At 45.2% G+C, this 18025-nt stretch carries 9 protein-coding genes and 1 riboswitch; of the genes, 8 read left to right on the plus strand and 1 reads right to left on the minus strand.

Annotated features, from left to right (window positions below; translation table 11 throughout):
* Nucleotides 1-464: 464 nt before the first annotated feature.
* The 7 genes from pxpB to CES82_RS10750 all read left to right on the plus strand — a co-directional run bounded on the left by pxpB (nt 465) and on the right by CES82_RS10750 (nt 15057).
* Nucleotides 465-1211 carry a 5-oxoprolinase subunit PxpB gene (gene pxpB, locus CES82_RS10720; RefSeq protein ID WP_098826183.1) on the plus strand — a complete coding sequence of 249 codons (747 nt, stop codon included), beginning with the start codon at nt 465-467 and terminating at the stop codon, nt 1209-1211.
* The gene (locus CES82_RS10725; protein WP_098826185.1) at nt 1201-2202 is read left to right on the plus strand and encodes a 5-oxoprolinase subunit C family protein; all 1002 of its coding nucleotides are present in this window, start codon (nt 1201-1203) and stop codon (nt 2200-2202) included. The genes pxpB and CES82_RS10725 overlap by 11 nt, the downstream gene beginning before the upstream one ends.
* 19 nt (nt 2203-2221) lie before the next feature.
* Nucleotides 2222-2641: an acetyl-CoA carboxylase biotin carboxyl carrier protein gene (locus CES82_RS12800; RefSeq protein ID WP_098826187.1), complete on the plus strand. Its 420-nt coding sequence runs from the start codon at nt 2222-2224 to the stop codon at nt 2639-2641.
* 11 nt (nt 2642-2652) lie between these two features.
* Nucleotides 2653-3972 (plus strand): acetyl-CoA carboxylase biotin carboxylase subunit, encoded by a 1320-nt coding sequence (locus tag CES82_RS10735; RefSeq protein WP_098826189.1) that lies wholly within the window; start codon nt 2653-2655, stop codon nt 3970-3972.
* 22 nt (nt 3973-3994) lie between these two features.
* Nucleotides 3995-4753, plus strand: coding sequence for a LamB/YcsF family protein (locus CES82_RS10740; protein ID WP_098826191.1), 759 nt, complete (start codon nt 3995-3997; stop codon nt 4751-4753).
* A 35-nt stretch (nt 4754-4788) separates the two neighbouring features.
* Nucleotides 4789-6021, plus strand: a complete 1233-nt coding sequence (locus CES82_RS10745) for an NRAMP family divalent metal transporter (protein WP_098826193.1) — start codon at nt 4789-4791, stop codon at nt 6019-6021.
* Nucleotides 6022-6348: 327 nt separating this feature from the next.
* Nucleotides 6349-15057, plus strand: coding sequence for a KxYKxGKxW signal peptide domain-containing protein (locus CES82_RS10750; protein ID WP_098826195.1), 8709 nt, complete (start codon nt 6349-6351; stop codon nt 15055-15057).
* 184 nt (nt 15058-15241) lie between these two features.
* On the opposite strand, the gene CES82_RS10755 is transcribed toward CES82_RS10750, so the two are convergent.
* Nucleotides 15242-15865: a TetR/AcrR family transcriptional regulator gene (locus CES82_RS10755; RefSeq protein ID WP_098826197.1), complete on the minus strand. Its 624-nt coding sequence runs from the start codon at nt 15863-15865 to the stop codon at nt 15242-15244.
* A 244-nt stretch (nt 15866-16109) separates the two neighbouring features.
* On the opposite strand from CES82_RS10755, the gene CES82_RS10760 reads away from it, so the two are divergent.
* Nucleotides 16110-17591: a hypothetical protein gene (locus tag CES82_RS10760; RefSeq protein WP_098826198.1), complete on the plus strand. Its 1482-nt coding sequence runs from the start codon at nt 16110-16112 to the stop codon at nt 17589-17591.
* Between the two features lie 310 nt (nt 17592-17901).
* Nucleotides 17902-17993, plus strand: a riboswitch (TPP riboswitch).
* The last annotated feature ends 32 nt before the right edge of the window (nt 17994-18025 follow it).

The raw sequence follows: 18025 nt of genomic DNA on the forward strand, positions 1-18025 counted from the left end.
AATTAAAGCGATTAAACGAGCTGGTTTTGGCTACAAAAGCTTCCGTAAGTTTAGGGCAAGAGTACTTTATACCTTGCGTATTAAGACTAAAAAAATCCTAATCACGAAATAGTGATTAGAACTGATTTAATAAATTTACCAACAACAGTTGTCAAAGAGCCAAAATCCCCCCATGATCATCAGATGAAATACAACAATTCATCTGATAGTCAGGGAGGGATTTTTACGTGTAAACGGAATATAATCATACGTGAAATTTGAATAGCACTTAATCTTTCAAAATGAATATTTCTCTGTTATATTATATTACATGGTTGATATGATAGGATTAAGAAGACAATCTAAAACTGAATATAGTGAATATACATTAAGCTTATGGAATAATATGTATTTTTAATTTGATTTTAATCTCAATTTAATTTAGAATGGGGCTTAAATGCTTAAACGGATAGGAGGTTATGATGATGCTTACTTACCAGATTTTACCGGCGGGTGATAAGGCAGTTAACGTCACTTTTGAACGACAAGTCAGTGTGACGATCAATCAGCAGATTGCCCAGTTGCAGCAACGCTTAACACAGTTGGGCGCGGATGGGATAACCGGCTTTTTACCAGCGTTTCGAACGCTAACGGTGTTTTACGAACCCGCGCAAATTAGTCTTCAGCAGTTAAAGTCTACTATTAATACAGCCATGCTGGATGGTCATCAAAATACGGTTTCTACGGTTAAACGGGTGCACATTCCGGTTTGCTATGATACGGATTTTGGACCAGATCTGGCTAACGTGGCAACGCGAGCTCATCTGACCTCTAAAGCGGTTATCGAGCGTCACAGTCAACCGGATTATTTGATCTATATGCTGGGCTTCTTGCCAGGGTTTGCCTATTTGGGCGGACTTGACCCGCAGATTGCAACGCCTCGGTTAGCAACGCCGCGACTTAAAATTGCCCCGGGTTCAGTGGGTATTGCAGGGGAACAGACCGGCATGTACCCCATTGAATCACCAGGCGGCTGGCAGATCATTGGCCGGACCCCGCTGCGGTTGTTTCAACCGGAAAGTGATCAGCCATTCTATTATCAAACGGGCGACTACGTTCATTTCGATGTGATTTCTCGAGCGGAATATGACCAAATTGCGTCTCATTTAGCAGACTATCACGTACGGGTTGAACCGGTACCAGAAGCGGAGGTGGAACAACATGGCGCTTAAGATACAAGCTGGTGGTTTACTAACCACCGTGCAGGATCAAGGCCGAGTTGCGACCCAAAGCAGTGGCTTTTCGGTTTCAGGTGTGATGGATTTTGATGCTGCTAATGTTGCCAATTTGTTAGTGGGTAATCCTATAGACGCTGCCGTGCTTGAAAGCAGTCTTCAAGGGCCGACTTTAACCTTTACGCAGGCCAGTCACTTTGCGGTGACGGGAGCGACTGCGAAAATGACGTTGAATGACCAGCCGATTGAAGCTTATCGGCAATATTACGCGCGGCGTGGCGACCAATTAGCAATCGGTCATTACACGGCCGGTCGATTTGGCTATTTAGCCGTGCATGGTGGAATTCAAGTATCAGTAATCATGGGGAGCCGGTCAACGAGCTTGAAATATCAGCTCGGCGGGTACCACGGCCGCCAGTTGCAAGCTGGTGACAGTTTAACGACTATCCGAGATGCCGTGGATCAGCCGCAGTTTCAACGAGCAACGGCATATCCGTATTCTCAGCAGGATACTACCACCATTCGAGTGACACCAGGTCCGCAATACAATGACTTTTCAGCCCAAACGCGGCAGCAGCTGACGCATCAAACTTTTGAGATCAGTCAGCAGTCCGACCGCATGGGTGCGCGTCTGAAGGGACAGGCACTGGATGTAACCAAGATTACTGAGATGCTGTCGGAAGGGACGGTATTAGGCGGTGTTCAGGTACCACGGGATGGTCAGCCAATCGTGCTGCTAGCGGATCGTCAAACTACTGGCGGTTACCCCGTTATCGCCGTGGTGGCACGCGTGGATCTGCCGAAACTGGTTCAGCTGACACCTGGTCAGCAAGTCCAGTTCCAGTGGTTTGACTTAGCTAAGAGTCAAACACTTTACCGGCAAAACTATGGCAGTAGCGCGGCTATTAAGGCTGCTCACCAGTTCCAGACTCAGGTTCGACTTGAACGAGAACCAGCAGAGCGAATAGCGACACTCTTCACTTCGTAATTTGAAAGAAGGATGAAAATTGGAAACTTCAGAAATGCAAGCCATTATGCAGTTGATGGCTGAAAATGGTATCAGTAAGCTGAAGTATCAGCAAAAAGACGAAACACTGGAATTAACCAGAGAATCTACGACACCAGAGGTTCAGCCCGTTGCCAATACGTCAGTCCAACCGGCGCAGGCTAATACTGCCGCATCAACAGCCCAAACAATCAACGCTAAGTTTGTCGGTACCTTTTATACCTCAGGCAACCCTGATGATGACCCATTTGTTAAAGTGGGTGACACCGTAAAAGCCGGGCAGACAGTGGCGGTGATTGAAGCGATGAAGATGATGAACAACGTGGTTGCACCACAGGATGGCCGGATTACAAAAGTGCTGGCAGCTAACGAAGACTTAGTGGAATTTGACCAGCCGCTCTTTGAATTTGAAAGCTTGTAGGGGGTGGCAAAGTGGAAAAAGTGCTGATTGCTAATCGCGGTGAAATCGCCGTGAGAATCATTCGTGCCTGCCAAGAATTGGGCTTGAGCACGGTAGCAGTCTATTCAACTGCTGATAAGGATGCGCTGCACGTCAAATTAGCTGATGAAGCTGTTTGTATCGGTTCGGCCAGTCCAATTAAGAGTTATCTCAATATTGATAATTTGCTGGGTGCTGCCCAGATTACTGGAGCGGATGCTGTTCACCCTGGATACGGCTTTTTATCAGAAAACGCCGAATTTGCCGAACGCTGTCTGAAAGCTGGTTTGACCTTTATCGGACCAAAACCAGAAACCATTAGTCTGTTAGGCGATAAGGAGCGTGCTCGAGAAACGTTGAAGGCGGTGGGCGTTCCCGTCACGCCAGGTAGTGATGGAAAAATCACTACTTTGGCTGAAGCGCGAACGGATGCTGAAAAGATCGGCTATCCTGTCATGGTGAAAGCTGTTGCGGGCGGTGGCGGTAAAGGCATGCGGCTGATTCAGACACCAGACCAGTTAGAAGAGCTGTTTACCCTAGCACAAAATGAAGCTGCCCAAGCCTTTGGCAGTAACGAAATGTATCTGGAGAAGTTTATTGACCGACCAAGACACATCGAAGTTCAGGTGTTAGGACTTAAAGATGGTACTGGTGTGGCGGTGGGTGAGCGAGATTGTTCACTGCAGATACACCACCAAAAAGTGATTGAAGAGGCACCCAGCAGCATTGATCCTGCCACGCGAGACAAAATGCTTTCGGTATCTAAGCGGGCCGTTGAAGAGTTGCATTACACGGGTGCAGGAACGCTTGAATTCCTCTATGCCGGTCCCAATCAATTTTACTTTATGGAAATGAATACTCGAATCCAAGTGGAACATCCCATCACCGAATTAACTTCCGGCTGGGACTTGGTTAAGGCACAGTTATTGATTGCTGATGGGAAGGTGCCATCAGCGGCGCCCACCGCCAACGGTTACGCCATCGAGTGCCGAATCAACGCCAGCAGTGCTGGTCAAATAACCGGCCTGCACTTGCCCGGTGGCAATGGTATCCGGGTTGATACCGCGCTGTATCAAGGATATAAGGTACCGCCGAACTACGATGCCATGATTGCTAAGATCATCAGTTATGGACCGAATCGGCAGACTGCCGTTCAAAAGATGCTGGTGGCGATCAATGAAACGGTGATCACAGGCATTGAGACTAATCTAGATTTCTTAAACCGATTACTGCGAACCAACCAGTTCCAGCAAAATCAGTTTGACATTGAGTTTATCGAGCGGGAGTTATTGCCGCAGTCTGATTCACAGTAGAATTTACAAGGGAGGATATTATATGACACAAGTTGATTTAAATTGTGATCTGGGTGAGAGTTTCGGCCGTTATACGCTGGGACTCGATGATCAAGTGATTCCCTACATTACGTCGGCAAACATTGCCTGTGGTTTTCACGCAGGGGATCCGGAAGTGATGCAGCATACGGTTGATTTAGCTGTTGCCAGTCACGTTCAGTTGGGCGCCCATCCAGGGTTGCCAGATCTGCAAGGCTTCGGTCGCCGGCCAATGAAAATTGCGCCTAAAGCTGCCAAGGCTGACGTGAAGTATCAAATTGGGGCGCTTGAAGCCTTTGCGCCAACCCATCGATTGCACCACGTGAAACCCCATGGCGCGTTATATAACATGGCGGCTAAGGACTACGAGTTAGCCTATCAAATTTGTGAGGGCATCAAGGAAGTTGACCCTCAGTTAATGCTGGTTGGGTTAGCTAACAGTGAGTTGATTCGCGCAGCTAAGGCCGTGGGCATTCCTTACGAACAGGAAGTCTTTGCCGATCGCGCTTATGAAGTGGATGGCAGTCTCGTTTCCCGGCAAAAAGAGGGAGCGGTCATTGAAGACAGTGACGTTGCTGTTAAACGAACCATCAAGATGCTAAAAGAACACCAAGTGACCACCATTGACGGTCAGGTAATTAGCATACAACCGGATACGATCTGTGTTCATGGCGATGGGGTTAAAGCGTTAGCCTTCGTGAAGCAAATTCACCAAGCACTGACTGCTGAAGGAATCGATGTTGTTGCCACACAAGTCAAATAGCTGTTACTACCCGGATTGAGAAGGAGAATAGATCAATGAAAGAAACCTCACAATCAACGCCAACACCGACGCCAGTTACCGAGAAAAAACGATCTAAATTCAGTGTTGCCATGGGTGCCGCCTTCATGATGGCCATGGCTGCCGTGGGTCCTGGCTTTTTGACCCAGACCGCGGCCTTTACGGGTCAGATGGGTGCCAACTTTGGTTTTGCTATTTTACTATGTATTATTGCCGATATCGTTGTTCAATTAAATATTTGGCGCATTATTATTGTTTCCGGCAAGCGGGCACAGGTGCTTGCGAACGAAGTTGTTCCTGGTTTGGGCTATGTCTTAACGGCGCTGATTGTTATCGGTGGTTTCTGTTTTAACATCGGTAATATTGGTGGCGCGGGGCTAGGCCTCAACGTGCTGTTTGGCATTGAACCCAAATATGGTGCGCTGATTGCTGCCGCTGCTGCGATTATCGTGTTTGTGGTTAAAAATGCCATGACGGTGGTCGACCGAACTGTCCAGTGCCTAGCGGTTATTAAAATCCTGATTCTAATTTATATTCTGTCTGTTACCACCGTTCCTGTGGCAACCGCCATTTCACACACGTTCATGCCGACTCAAGTTAACTTCTATTCCATCGTCACCATTGTTGGTGGGACCGTTGGCGGTTATATTTCGTTCTCAGGCGGTCACCGACTGCTGGAAGGCGGCGTAAAGGGCCGGGAAAATATCAAGTATGTCAATGAAGGTGCGCTAACGGGTATTGGGGTGGCATCTGCCATTCGAATCATGCTGTTCTTAGCTGGTTTGGCTGTGGTCGTCGCTGGTCATACACTGAACCCAGCTAACCCTGCAGCTTCTATTTTCCAAATTGCTGCCGGTAATTTTGGGTATAAATTCTTCGGTTTATTGTTGTTAGCAGCTGGGATGACTTCAACGCTGGGGTCAACTTTCACGTCGATTTCATTCTTAAACTATTCTCAAAATAAAGAATCCTGGGTCAATAAATATCATTCAGCCCTGATCATTACGTTCATTCTCGCTTCAACCCTGATTTTCTACTTCGTGGGTAATCCCGCTAAGGTGCTGATTATTGTGGGGGCATTGAACGGCATGATTTTGCCTATTGCACTGGCTATTCTGTTAGTTGCAGCGGTTAAGAAGAGTATCATGGGCGACTACAAGCATCCCAAGTGGTTGTTGGTCACTGGGTGGATAGTTGTTGCCTTTATGGCGTACGCTGCGTTCCAGTCGTTCGCATCAATCAAGTTATAGTTAAACTAACTGATAGTTAAATATAAAACAATCTAAAATTAGTGCTGATATTGGTCGTTGTTATCGATTAATATCAGCACTAATTTTAGATTTTTATCGTTTTTGTGGGTTTGAACGTGATTTTCTACCCCTAACTCTCTGAAATGACAGTATTTTGACGAATTCCTTCCATATTTTTTAAGCGACCTTTAAAAAAGCCTGTAAAAATTCTCATATAACGGGGTTAATTATCTAGTAAATTTTGCTAATGTAAGGGTGTGCAAAGCACAACGTTGTACTTGCTTAATTTCTTTAAAGTTTTGTGGAATTTATGGAGGAGGAATTATTATGGGAAGAGGTTCAAAAAATTTATCAAAGGGGAACCGGAAACTAGCTCTCATGCATGAGTCTGAGTCGCTACACTATCGGATGTATAAGGCCGGTCGTACCTGGCTTTTTGCTGGTATCGCCACCTTTTCATTAGGTGCTGTATTACTCGGAACACAGGTGCAGGCGGCTGCTGCGGAAGATCCAACACAGACGACTGCGCCGGCAACAACACCAGAGGCTGGTACGGGTGCAGGACAAACAGCAGATACGAATGGTGACGCTGCTGCAACTACAAAAGTTGCTACGGACACACTGGCTACACCAAATGCCCAAACTAAGACAGCTGTGGATGCAACCGCTGTAGACCCAGCAAGTGGTACCAATGCTGATCAAAGTACTACTGCAAATGACAGTACTAGCAATTTAGTACAACCGTCCAAGGATACTACCAGCGCTACTAGTGATCCAGCAAACTATACTGATGCAAATGGTGATGTTCATGCCGGTAAATCTGGCGATGTTTTAGTATCTGGTCCCACACAATTAGACCAGACCCAAGCTGAAGGAACCGTTAAGGCACCAAGTGGTACAACTGCTGTGCCTGATACTGCTGGTGCGATTGTTAAGACCAATCTATTTGGTAGTGGATTGAAGAGTTACCCTGAAAATAGTGCAAGTGCAGGTTTGAACTCGCAGATTTCAGAAAAATATTTAAACAGTGGTGCCGAGGCTGCTATTAATCAAGCTAATGCAAATACGGATCGTGTTTCGGGAAGTTATGGAGACCCATATGCAGCAGGAAAAGTAAATCCTGACGTACAAAATAATCACGATTTAATCGGGCATCCAAGTGACAATGTAGCTTTAGTTAATGACAATCTTGACATGACAGCCGATACAACCGATGAAAATATCAATAATGAACAGAAAACGACAGCCGACATTTTAAATGATCAGGATGCCGTCACATCTGACACTAAGAATCCACAAACACGTTCTGCAACGCTTTATGCTGATACTGATGCCGATGGTATTAACATTTCATTAGTTGGTGACGGGCAACAAGGTGCGACTTTTGGTGTCCCAGCGAACTTACAACCAGTAAAAATCACTGGTTTAAGTGTTGTACAACAAACCCCAGTTGGAATCATTGTTAAAAATGATAACACTGGTGAGTATTACCAGATTGCAGATCCAACTTTAGGTAACAAAGATACTTCTGGCGATCCAAGCAAGAATACCAATCCTGATTATGCAGTCGGCAAGAAGCTTGATGGACAAGCCGTTTATACTGCTGTGATGAACAGTGGAGGCATTCAACAACTTGTAAAAACAGTTACTGAAGGTATCCAGACCGCCAGTGGTTGGGGTGCTGATTTGGGTAAGGGCTTGATTGGCAATGGAAAGTCATTAATTCCAACTGAGTTTACCACCGCTATCAAGAATATTATTGCAAATCCTGCAACGGCGGCAACTGAAGGCGGTACATTACTTACTAGCGCTGGTCAGATTGTTCAATCGCTTAATCCGGATCAAGTAAAGACAATTGGTGCTTCCGGGTTTGTTGCAACATTAGTTAACTTGCTTGATATTCTTGGTGTTGATACAACCAATTTTAACTTGGCATATCAAGGCCAACTTACTCAACTCCAAGATTCAATTGATAACATGCAAAAATATCTTACTAACTTGAGTAACAATGGTTTGGAAGAGACATTACTGATGCCTGCTACCTATAATGCTGCAGATGGCACAATTCAAGTTTTATCAAACAAGAACTTAACAACTGCTGGTGCGCTTCTAAATGATGTCAACACCTACATTAACGGTTGGACTAACGGAATTGGTAGCGCATTGGACAGCATTTTTACTGGGAAGCAAACAATCATTGCACCAGATGCAAATGACCCATTGCATGCATTTAATGGTAAAACACCAATGCAAGTTCTGAACGAAGCACTTGCAGCCTGGGAAAATGGTACAGATACTACTGACCCAACAAACACTACCACGCCAACTAACACAAACAGTGGAGGTATCTTAGGCAACTTGGGTAATCTCTTTGGTGGTTCTACAGGTAGCGACTCAAATAGCAGCGGTCTTGGAGGTATCTTTAGCGGTATTACTGGTGGTATTACTGATGCAATTTCAGGTGTTATAAAACAATGGGTTGCGCCTGCAGCAACACAAGTTATCGAAGCATTTTTGACACTTGCCTCGGATGCTAATACTAAACTCGTTCAACCAGCTATTTCTGGAGTTTCTGATTGGGTCACAAAGAATTTGGGGACAGCCATCTCAACAGCTATTGAAGGTAGTGCAGGTATGCATCAAACTGTTGCTGTACCAGTTCAATTCCAGGACCCTCAATTTATGGATCAGACGAATGGTCAAAATGCGACACCAGGTCAATTTGTTGGTGAAACGTTTGACACTATGTCGAGATTATTCAACAAAAATCAAATGGGTTCAACAACTATTGTTTATCAAAATGTTGATAAGACTCAGTTGAAGGACTTGATTGCAAAGGGAACACCTCAAGGTTCTGATATTCCACAGAGCGCAACAGACTTTGCAAATGCAGTTAACAACAATGTTAATGCATCACAATATGACGTTGATAAAGCTGTTATTGCACTTGGCGGTCATATTGCAACGCCTAATTCATTGGCTGGTAAGTTAGATCTTGGTACAGCAACTGGTACAACGACTCTTGAAAATGCTGCTGCTGCACAAACTACTGATGGTGCGAAGACGCTTACTACAGAAGCAGCAGCTGCTTTAACCGCAGATGCAATTAAGGGTGCCGCAACTGATGAAGCCGCAACAAAGTCAGCTTCTGACACAACAAAGGCTGCCATCGCAGGTCCTGCTGTTGATCAACAAACTCAACAATCAGTTACTGTGGACTTTTCTAAGTTAACTTCTGATGATTTCACTATTGATCCCGCATCTGCAAAGGATACCACAGTAGATGGGAAACCTGCTATCCAAGTAAACTTTACTTACAATGGATCAGGGGCACAAAAGGTCGCTGACGCATTGAAAGCATTGGATGCAGACGGTACTCACTATACATTGGTGGATCCAAGTGCAGACGGTACAGAGGTTAAAGGCACAATTACTTTGATCAAAGGAACTGGTGAAGGTACAGGAACTGGTGAAGGCACAGGAACCGGCGAAGGTACAGGAACTGGTGAAGGCACAGGAACCGGCGAAGGCACAGGAACCGGCGAAAACGTTAACAAAGGTTGGACGCTCACCAAGAATGATGATGGAACTTACACATTGACCGATGATAAGGGCCACTCAGTAACTATCTATCCTAAGCAACCTGATAAAGATGGTTCTGATCAAGAAGGTTCTGGTCAAAATGGTTCAGGTCAACCAATTGTTATCAAGATTAATATTACTGGCGATTCAGTAAGCACTGATGGTACCGATGGCGATGGTAACGGTTCTGGTTCAACTGGCACCGACACCACAGGCACTGGCTCAAATGGTGCTACCTTAATCGTATTACCAGGTCAATCAACTGGTACTAAAGTCGCTAAGAACCCTGATGGCTCATTAACCTTCACGTTCCCTAACGGTGATACTGAAACGGTTAAACCAGGCGACAACAACGACAAGACTAACCCAGCTGGTGGAACTTTCAAAGTCAACCCAGATGGTACGATTACCTTCACTAACCCTGATGGTTCAACCTACACGATTGATCCTAACAACAAGGCTAGTGGTACTACTCAACCGGGTAGCACGATTACTAACATCACGTTACCAGGTAAGAATGGTACGGATGGCAAGGATGCGCCAGATCAAACTGTATTAGTTGAGAAGACCCCTTCTGGTGACATTGTGCTCCACTTCCCAGATGGTACGACTCAAACAGTTCAACCAGGCGGTACTGGTACGACTCCAGGCGGTTCAACATTTGTTGTTAACCCAGATGGTACGATTACCTTTACTAACCCAGACGGTTCTACTACCACGATCGATCCAAGCAAGGGAACAACGACTCCAATCGTGATTAACACTGGTTCACAAACTGGTAACGGTGCTGATACCGATGGCGATGGTATTCCAGATAGCTTCGAAACCAAGATTGGTACTAATGCTGACAAGACTGATAGTGACAACGATGGCGACACCGACTTCCAAGAAGTCTTAAACCACACTAATCCTCTGGACCCTGCTTCTAACTTGAAGTCATTGGAAAATGGCGGTAAGGACGGTTCTACTGGTCCATCAACTAGTACGACAACTAATACCACAACCATTAACAATGTTCCAGGTCAAAATGGTGGCGTTAAAGCAACTAAGAATCCTGATGGTTCAATTACCTTCACATTCCCAGATGGCTCAACCCAAACTGTTCAACCTGGTGATAAAACTAAGCCTGACGCAAAGGGTGGTTCATTCACTGTAAATCCTAATGGCACGATCACCTTTACTGATGGTAATGGTAACAGTTACACGATTGACCCTAACAAGGGCACAACCACTAACCCAATTACTGTTAACGTTCCAGGTCAAGACGGTGGTACTCAAGCAACTAAGAACCCTGATGGCTCAATTACCTTCACGTTCCCAGATGGCTCGACTCAAACTGTTCAACCTGGTGACACTAGCAAGCCTGACGCAAAGGGTGCAACCTTTAAGGTAAACGACGATGGCACAATTACCGTTACTAATCCTGATGGTAGCAGCTTCACCTTTGATCCTAATAATGGTCAAAGCACACCAACCCAACCAGGTAGCAAGTCTACAGTCGTTGTTCTTCCTGGGAAAGATGGTGCAACTAATGTTGTGACTGCTGAAAAGACACCAAATGGCGATATTATTCTCCACTTACCAGACGGTTCTACCCAGACAGTTGAACCAGGTAAGGGTGGCACATTGCCAGATGGGACTAAGTACACTTATAACCCAGATGGTACGTTCACATTTACTACACCAGATGGTAAGACCACTACTATTGATCCTGAAAAGGGTACAAGTGATCTAACTACCTCTACCAGCACGAGTACTATTACAAACACGACTACTGATAATGGCGGTACTACGAACAACACGACCAACAACTACTACGGTACGGATGGTCCTGCAAGTGCCACTATTAAGTTGCCAGCTGGCAAGGATGGTAATTCTTACACGATCACTTACACCAAGAACCCTGATGGTACTGAAACTATCACGACTCCTGATGGTAATACTAAGACTGTTAAACCGGGCGATACTGGTACTTTACCAAACGGTGGGACTTACACAGTGCTTCCTGATGGTTCATTAAGTATCACTAACCCAGATGGCACCACAACAGTTGTCAACCCTGGTGGTGGAACAGATGGTTCAACTACCAACAACAATGGTGGTAGCACGACGCCAACGGACACTAACAATGGCAACGGAACTGATACTGATGGTGATGGGGTTCCTGATGGCCTCGAAGGTAAATTAGGGACCAACGCAGATAATAAGGATACTGATGGCGATGGCGACACCGATTTGCAAGAATTGATGAACGGCACTAACCCTAAGGATCCAGCATCTAACTTGGCATCATTGAAGAACGGTGGTTCAACTACCAACAACAATGGTGGCAACCCAATTACCATCAACATGCCAGGTCAAAACGGTGGGACTACTGCAGTCAAGAATCCTGATGGTTCAATCACCTTCACGTTCCCAGATGGTTCTACTCAAACTATTAAACCAGGTGATAATGATACTAAGACCAACCCAGCTGGCGGTACCTTCAAGGTTAACCCAGATGGCACGATCACCTTTACTGACAAGGATGGGAACAGTTACACCCTTGATCCTAACAAGAACAATGGTGCATCTACCCAACCTGGCAGCAAAGACACAGTTGTTGTCCTTCCTGGAAAAGATGGTACAAGTTCTGTAGTGACAGTTGAAAAGGGCACGGATGGTTCAATCACCTTGCACTTACCAGATGGCTCAACAAGAACTGTTAAACCAGGCGACTCAGGCACCTTACCAGATGGCACTCACTACAACGTTAACGATGATGGCACGATCACCTTTACGAACCCTAATGGTGGCTCATCAACCATTGATCCTAACAAGGGTGCTACAAACAACGGTGGTACCAACGGGACAAATGGTACGAACGGGACTAACGGAACCAATGGTACAAATGGTACCAACGGAACTAATGGTACGAACGGCACCAATGGGACAAATGGTGTTAATGGCTCGAACGGTACAGTTACGGTTAACATCCCAGGTCAAACTGGTGGCACAACTGTAACTAAGAACCCTGACGGCTCATACACGATTACCTTCCCAGATGGCAGCCAAGATATTGTTAAACCAGGTGATAACAGTACTAAGACTAACCCAGAAGGCGGTAGCTTCGTTGTTAACCCTGATGGTACAATCACATTCACCGATAAGAACGGTAAGAACTACACCTTCGATCCAAGCAAGATTGGTGGCCAACCAACGGCTGATGACAGTAAAGCAACTGTTGTTGTCATCCCAAGTCAAGACGGTAAGAACACGATTCTGACCGTTGAAAAGACGACTGGTGGTCAAACATTGCTTCACTTCCCAGATGGTTCTACTACACCTGTTAAACCTGGTGATACTGGTAAAGTTCCTGGCACTGATACCACCTACAAGGTTAACGAAGATGGTACAATCACCTTCACTAACCCATCAGATGGTTCATCAACGACCATTGATCCTAATGCTGGTAAGACGAACATTATCAACGTAACGCCAAATGGTGGTAACGGTGATAACGGCGGTACAACAACTCCAGGAAACACTAACGGAGCTGGTACACCAATTACGATTAACTTACCAGGTCAAAACGGTGCTACTACTGTCACTAAGAACCCTGATGGCTCATTTACCTTCAACTTCCCAGATGGCAGCAAGGAAACGGTTAAACCAGGCGACAATTCTTCTAAGACTAACCCAGCAGGCGGCACCTTCGTGGTCAACCCTGATGGTACCATTACCTTCACTGGTCAAGATGGCAAGACTTACACCATTGACCCAAGCAAGATCGGTGGCCAACCAACCGACAGCGACTCAAAGAGCACTGTTGTGGTAATCCCTGGTCAAGACGGTAAAGATGGGACACCTGGTAAAGCTACGATCTTAACGGTTGAGAAGACACCAAACGGCGACACACTCATCCACTTCCCAGATGGCAGTACTCAAACTGTTAAACCTGGCGATGGTGACAAGTTACCAAACGGCGGTTCATGGGTTGTAAATCCTGATGGTTCAATTACCTTCACTAACCCAGATGGCAGCAAGACAACCATCAATCCTAATGATGGTACAAAGGGTCCTATCAATACTGATCCTAAGACTGGAACTGACGGCACCAATGGTACGAATGGTACCAACGGCACTAATGGTTCAACCGTAGTCTTTGTACCAAACAAGGATGGTAATGGCGGTACCATGGTTACCCTTACTAAGCAACCAAACGGTGATGTTACAGTTACTACTCCAGATGGCGGCAGTCAAACGCTCAAACCTGGTGAAACTGGAACCTTACCAAACGGTGGTAAAGCAACTGTTAACCCAGATGGCTCCGTAACCATCACTAATCCTGACGGTTCGCACTTCACGGTTGTTCCAAATGGTGGTAATGGTGGTACGACTAATAACACCACTAACAACATTACCAACAACTATGGTTCAGATGGTTCAACTGGCACCACTGTGACCTTACCAACTGGTAACGATGGTAAGGGTGGCGTTACGATCACCTACACCAAGAACCCTGATGGCTCAACTACCTTGGCCACTCCAGACGGTGACAAGACGGTTAAACCAGGCGACACAGGCACCTTACCAAATGGTAGCCCATACGTTGTTAACCCAGATGGTTCATTGACGATCACTAACCCAGATGGTAGCAAGACGACCATCTTCCCAGGTGGTACCATTAACAATGGTGGTGTAACCAACAATTACTACTATGGTAATGGTGAATCTGTCACTGATAAGACACCAAATGGTTCAGGTTTGACCTTAACTAAGAACGGTGATGGGACATTCACGATCACCTTCCCAGATGGGTCTAGCCAGACAGTTACTCCTAAGAACGGTAACACGGGTACCTTACCAAATGGTGACACTTGGACGATCGGCCCAGATGGTACTTTGACGATTACCTCTAAAGATGGTAAGACTAAGACTATCTTGAACGTCGACCAAGACAAGACTCCAACTGGTCCTACTACTGGGCCTGATGGCAGTCAGACTCCAGATGGTTCTTCAACTGGTATCAACACAACGCCAACTACTGATCAAGGCACTGCCGTAACGACTCCAGGTAACGACAATGCTGGAAACAATGGTGGTAGCAATACTACTGGTACCTCAACTGGTGCTGGTGAAGGTACTGCTACTGAAGGCGCTGGCGACAACGGTGGTATTGTAGCAGGCGGTGACAACGGTACTGCAACTGGTACTGGCGAAGGCACTGCCACTGCAGGAAACGCTGAAGGCGGTACAGCAACTGCCCAAGGTACTTCTGCAGGTACAGCAACAACTGCCGAAGGCGCAACCGCTGCTGGTCAAGCTAATGGTAACAAGCAAGCTGCTGACAAGAGTGCATTACCTCAAACTGATGAAAACCAGGCACAGGGTGTTGCAGCACTTGGCTTCCTCGGTGTACTTGCTTCACTGCTTGGCTTGGCAGGAGCAAAGAAACGTCGTAAAGACATTTAGTAACATGATGTAGTTATCTTCCGTTTAAATTTCTCCCTCAAAATTTTAAACGACGAAGCCCCGCATACGTCGATGGCGTATGCGGGGCTTTTTGTTTTGGTTCAAACGAAATGAGAGAATTCGAAAAGCACCGCGTTTTTTTGTAGGACGCGGTGCTTTCGATTGGTTTTACCTATCCGAGCAATTAATCTTCAGACTTAAGTGACTGAGCAACTTCTCGCATTGCTGCGATGCTCTTACTGATAACGGTGATTAAATCATCTACTGCTGACTGTGGCTGAGTGGTTAACCAATCTGTAATCGCACAAATTAAGCCGCCAGACGCAAACCCGACTGCAGCTCGATATTTTGCATTAGACGAATCGATCTGTTCAGCATCTAATACATAGTAGATAAAGAGTGCATTGATTTGCTTGAAAGCCTGAATGTCTTCGCCACGCTCAGTGAGAGCCTCTAATAGTTCTGAATGATTAACGACGAAGGTAACGATTTGCGTTGCTAGGGGCGTAAAATCGTTGTCCTCATCACGTGGATAAAACTTGTCAAATATCCTTGCAAACTGATTAACGGTATCAGTCACCACTGAATCATAGAGATCATAAACGTCCTTAAAATGAATATAAAAAGTTCCCCGACCAATATCGCTTTCCCTAGCAAGTTCTGCAACAGTGATCTTGTCAATTGGTTTATCGTGCAATAGTTTGACAAACACCTTTTTTAACTGACGCTGGGTCTTTAACGTTCGACGATCTGGCTGATTACTCTGCTTAGAAACCACATTATGTCCCCCTCTAAGTCGAGCTATCATCCTGTTTCCCCCTCAATGATTAATGAACAATCTCAGTGGATACGTCTATTAATGAACTTAATCTGCATAATTGAGCATTGTACACTAATCTTATCTACATTATATTATTTTTAAAGAGAAAAACAACAATTATGTCGTAAGCGCTTTCTTAGTCGAACATTAAGTATTTCTACATAGGTGTTGGGAGACACGATGTAGCAGTAACTGCGGGGGTTACTTGGTTATCTAATGGGGGGATAGGTTTATGGATTATTTAGCTTTTTTGGAGAAGAATGAACGCACTAAATTAGGTATTTTAGGGGTATTGGCTGAAAATGCGCAGCGAGATGTTGAGGTCAAACAGATCATCGACCAAGTATCGATAACACGTTATAAGTTCAACCAACTCATTGACGAATTAATTCAAGATTTAGGGAGTATTCAGCAAAAAGATTGTCAACTCACTGTCAAAGATAATCTTGTCGTTTGTGACGGTATTGATTATTCAATCTGTCAGCAGTTGCAACTGATCTACTTGAAGCAATCACCGCGGTTTCAGGTGTTTGAATTTGAGTATCTCAATCAGCAGACTCAGTCACGCCAGAAGTTTCGGCTTGATCATTTTATGAGTCAGTCAAAGTACTATGCACTACGGACTCAAGTCGAAAATGTGCTGGATAATAAAGCGGTGACGCAAGCTCGGCCAATAGGTGGCAGTCTGCACCCAGAACTTGTCGAACGGGCCAAAATTTCTAATATTTACTACCACTTCTTTAATGGAATAGAGGATCCATTTCCTGAGCTTGAGAGTCAAACTTCACGGTTTTGTAATTTCTTAAGCATGACCTTTGGTATTTCGCTGACACCCAGCGAACGGTTGAAGTTGAAGATGTTTGTCCAGATTCAAATAAAACGATTGGCTGGTCGGCATTTCTTAAATATCCGACACATGGCAACGTTAGAACGGGATACACGACTACCGTTTTTAAAAAATTATTACCTCGAAAACGTACCGCACAGTGGTGAATCAGACATTGATTCAGAAATCTGTTTCCTGTTCTTGTTTTTACGCAGTCAGCGGATTATGGCTTCCGTGCCAGTTAAATTCTGCCAGCAATTGCAGCAGCAATACAACAGTGGCAGCAAGCATTTTGAACGGGTCTTAGCTGAAACGCCGGTGATCAATCAAACTAAATTCACGGGTGAAGACCAGCAAAAGGTTGCCCAGCACATCGCTCAGTTAACGGTGTGGCTGATGATGTTTGACTACTTTGATTTCACCGAAGTCATTGCGTCTGATCAGTCTCATATGGCCATGGATTTTCCAGCACTCACCATTTTAGGTAAGCAACTGGTAGATGAGACCATTAAGGTTTTTGATCTCCAACTTTGTGACGAATGCCGTGCTAAGTTGCTCAAGTCCTACGTTAAAATTTTGATTGCGGACGTGCCTAGTAGCTTGGCGCGGGACAACGTGACCATTTGTGTTGATTTTGTTCAGAGCATTGTGCCGATGGATTATTTTGCTAAATTATTGGTGGCTAATCTTGGTGCAGGCATTGTGCTGACCAATCAGTTAAGTAGCGATGTTGATGTGTTTCTCTCCGATATTTATGTAGCCAGCATTCATGATATCCCACAGGTGACGTTGCTGGATCCGCTAAAGACATCTAACTGGGAGAAGTTGCGACAAACGGTTGCCGACGTTAAGCAAACTAAATTGGAGGGCTTTTTGGCGGCGAGTTAAAACCAGTGTGTGAAACAACTCGGTAGATTCCAGAATTTAAGACCAATAATCCCCGCCCTGATGGTGTTTATCGGGGCGGGGATTATTGGTCTTAAATGGCCGGAATCTGAGTTGTGGAACATGATTAGGCAATATAAGTAGCATGAGCAAAAGCGTATTGATTTGACGATGCCAATTGAAAAAGTATTGAGATTTTTATTAGTATATCCTTTTATCACAGTTTTTAAAACCAGTGTGTGAAACAAGGAAAACACTTGACTTATTACAGTAAACTCGCTTTAATTAGAATTAAGAATTCAAATTGAATAAACATTGTGGTCTGGGGTGCTAGTGATAGCTGAGAGATACCCAAATAACCTGATGCAGTTCGTACTGCCGTAGGGAGCGCCATGTTAGTCGACAGACTACCAGTCCATTTGAGAACCATTCAAGTG

The sequence above is a fragment of the Secundilactobacillus silagincola genome (assembly GCF_002583405.1).
GTDB lineage: Bacteria > Bacillota > Bacilli > Lactobacillales > Lactobacillaceae > Secundilactobacillus > Secundilactobacillus silagincola.

Bases quoted from the DNA above. Each gene is read 5' to 3' on its own strand.
- CES82_RS10760 (WP_098826198.1), top strand. From the start codon at position 16,110: ATGGATTATTTAGCTTTTTTGGAGAAGAATGAACGCACTAAATTAGGT.
- CES82_RS10755 (WP_098826197.1), bottom strand. From the start codon at position 15,865: ATGATAGCTCGACTTAGAGGGGGACATAATGTGGTTTCTAAGCAGAGT.
- pxpB (WP_098826183.1), top strand. From the start codon at position 465: ATGCTTACTTACCAGATTTTACCGGCGGGTGATAAGGCAGTTAACGTC.
- CES82_RS10725 (WP_098826185.1), top strand. From the start codon at position 1,201: ATGGCGCTTAAGATACAAGCTGGTGGTTTACTAACCACCGTGCAGGAT.
- CES82_RS10745 (WP_098826193.1), top strand. From the start codon at position 4,789: ATGAAAGAAACCTCACAATCAACGCCAACACCGACGCCAGTTACCGAG.
- CES82_RS10740 (WP_098826191.1), top strand. From the start codon at position 3,995: ATGACACAAGTTGATTTAAATTGTGATCTGGGTGAGAGTTTCGGCCGT.
- CES82_RS10750 (WP_098826195.1), top strand. From the start codon at position 6,349: ATGGGAAGAGGTTCAAAAAATTTATCAAAGGGGAACCGGAAACTAGCT.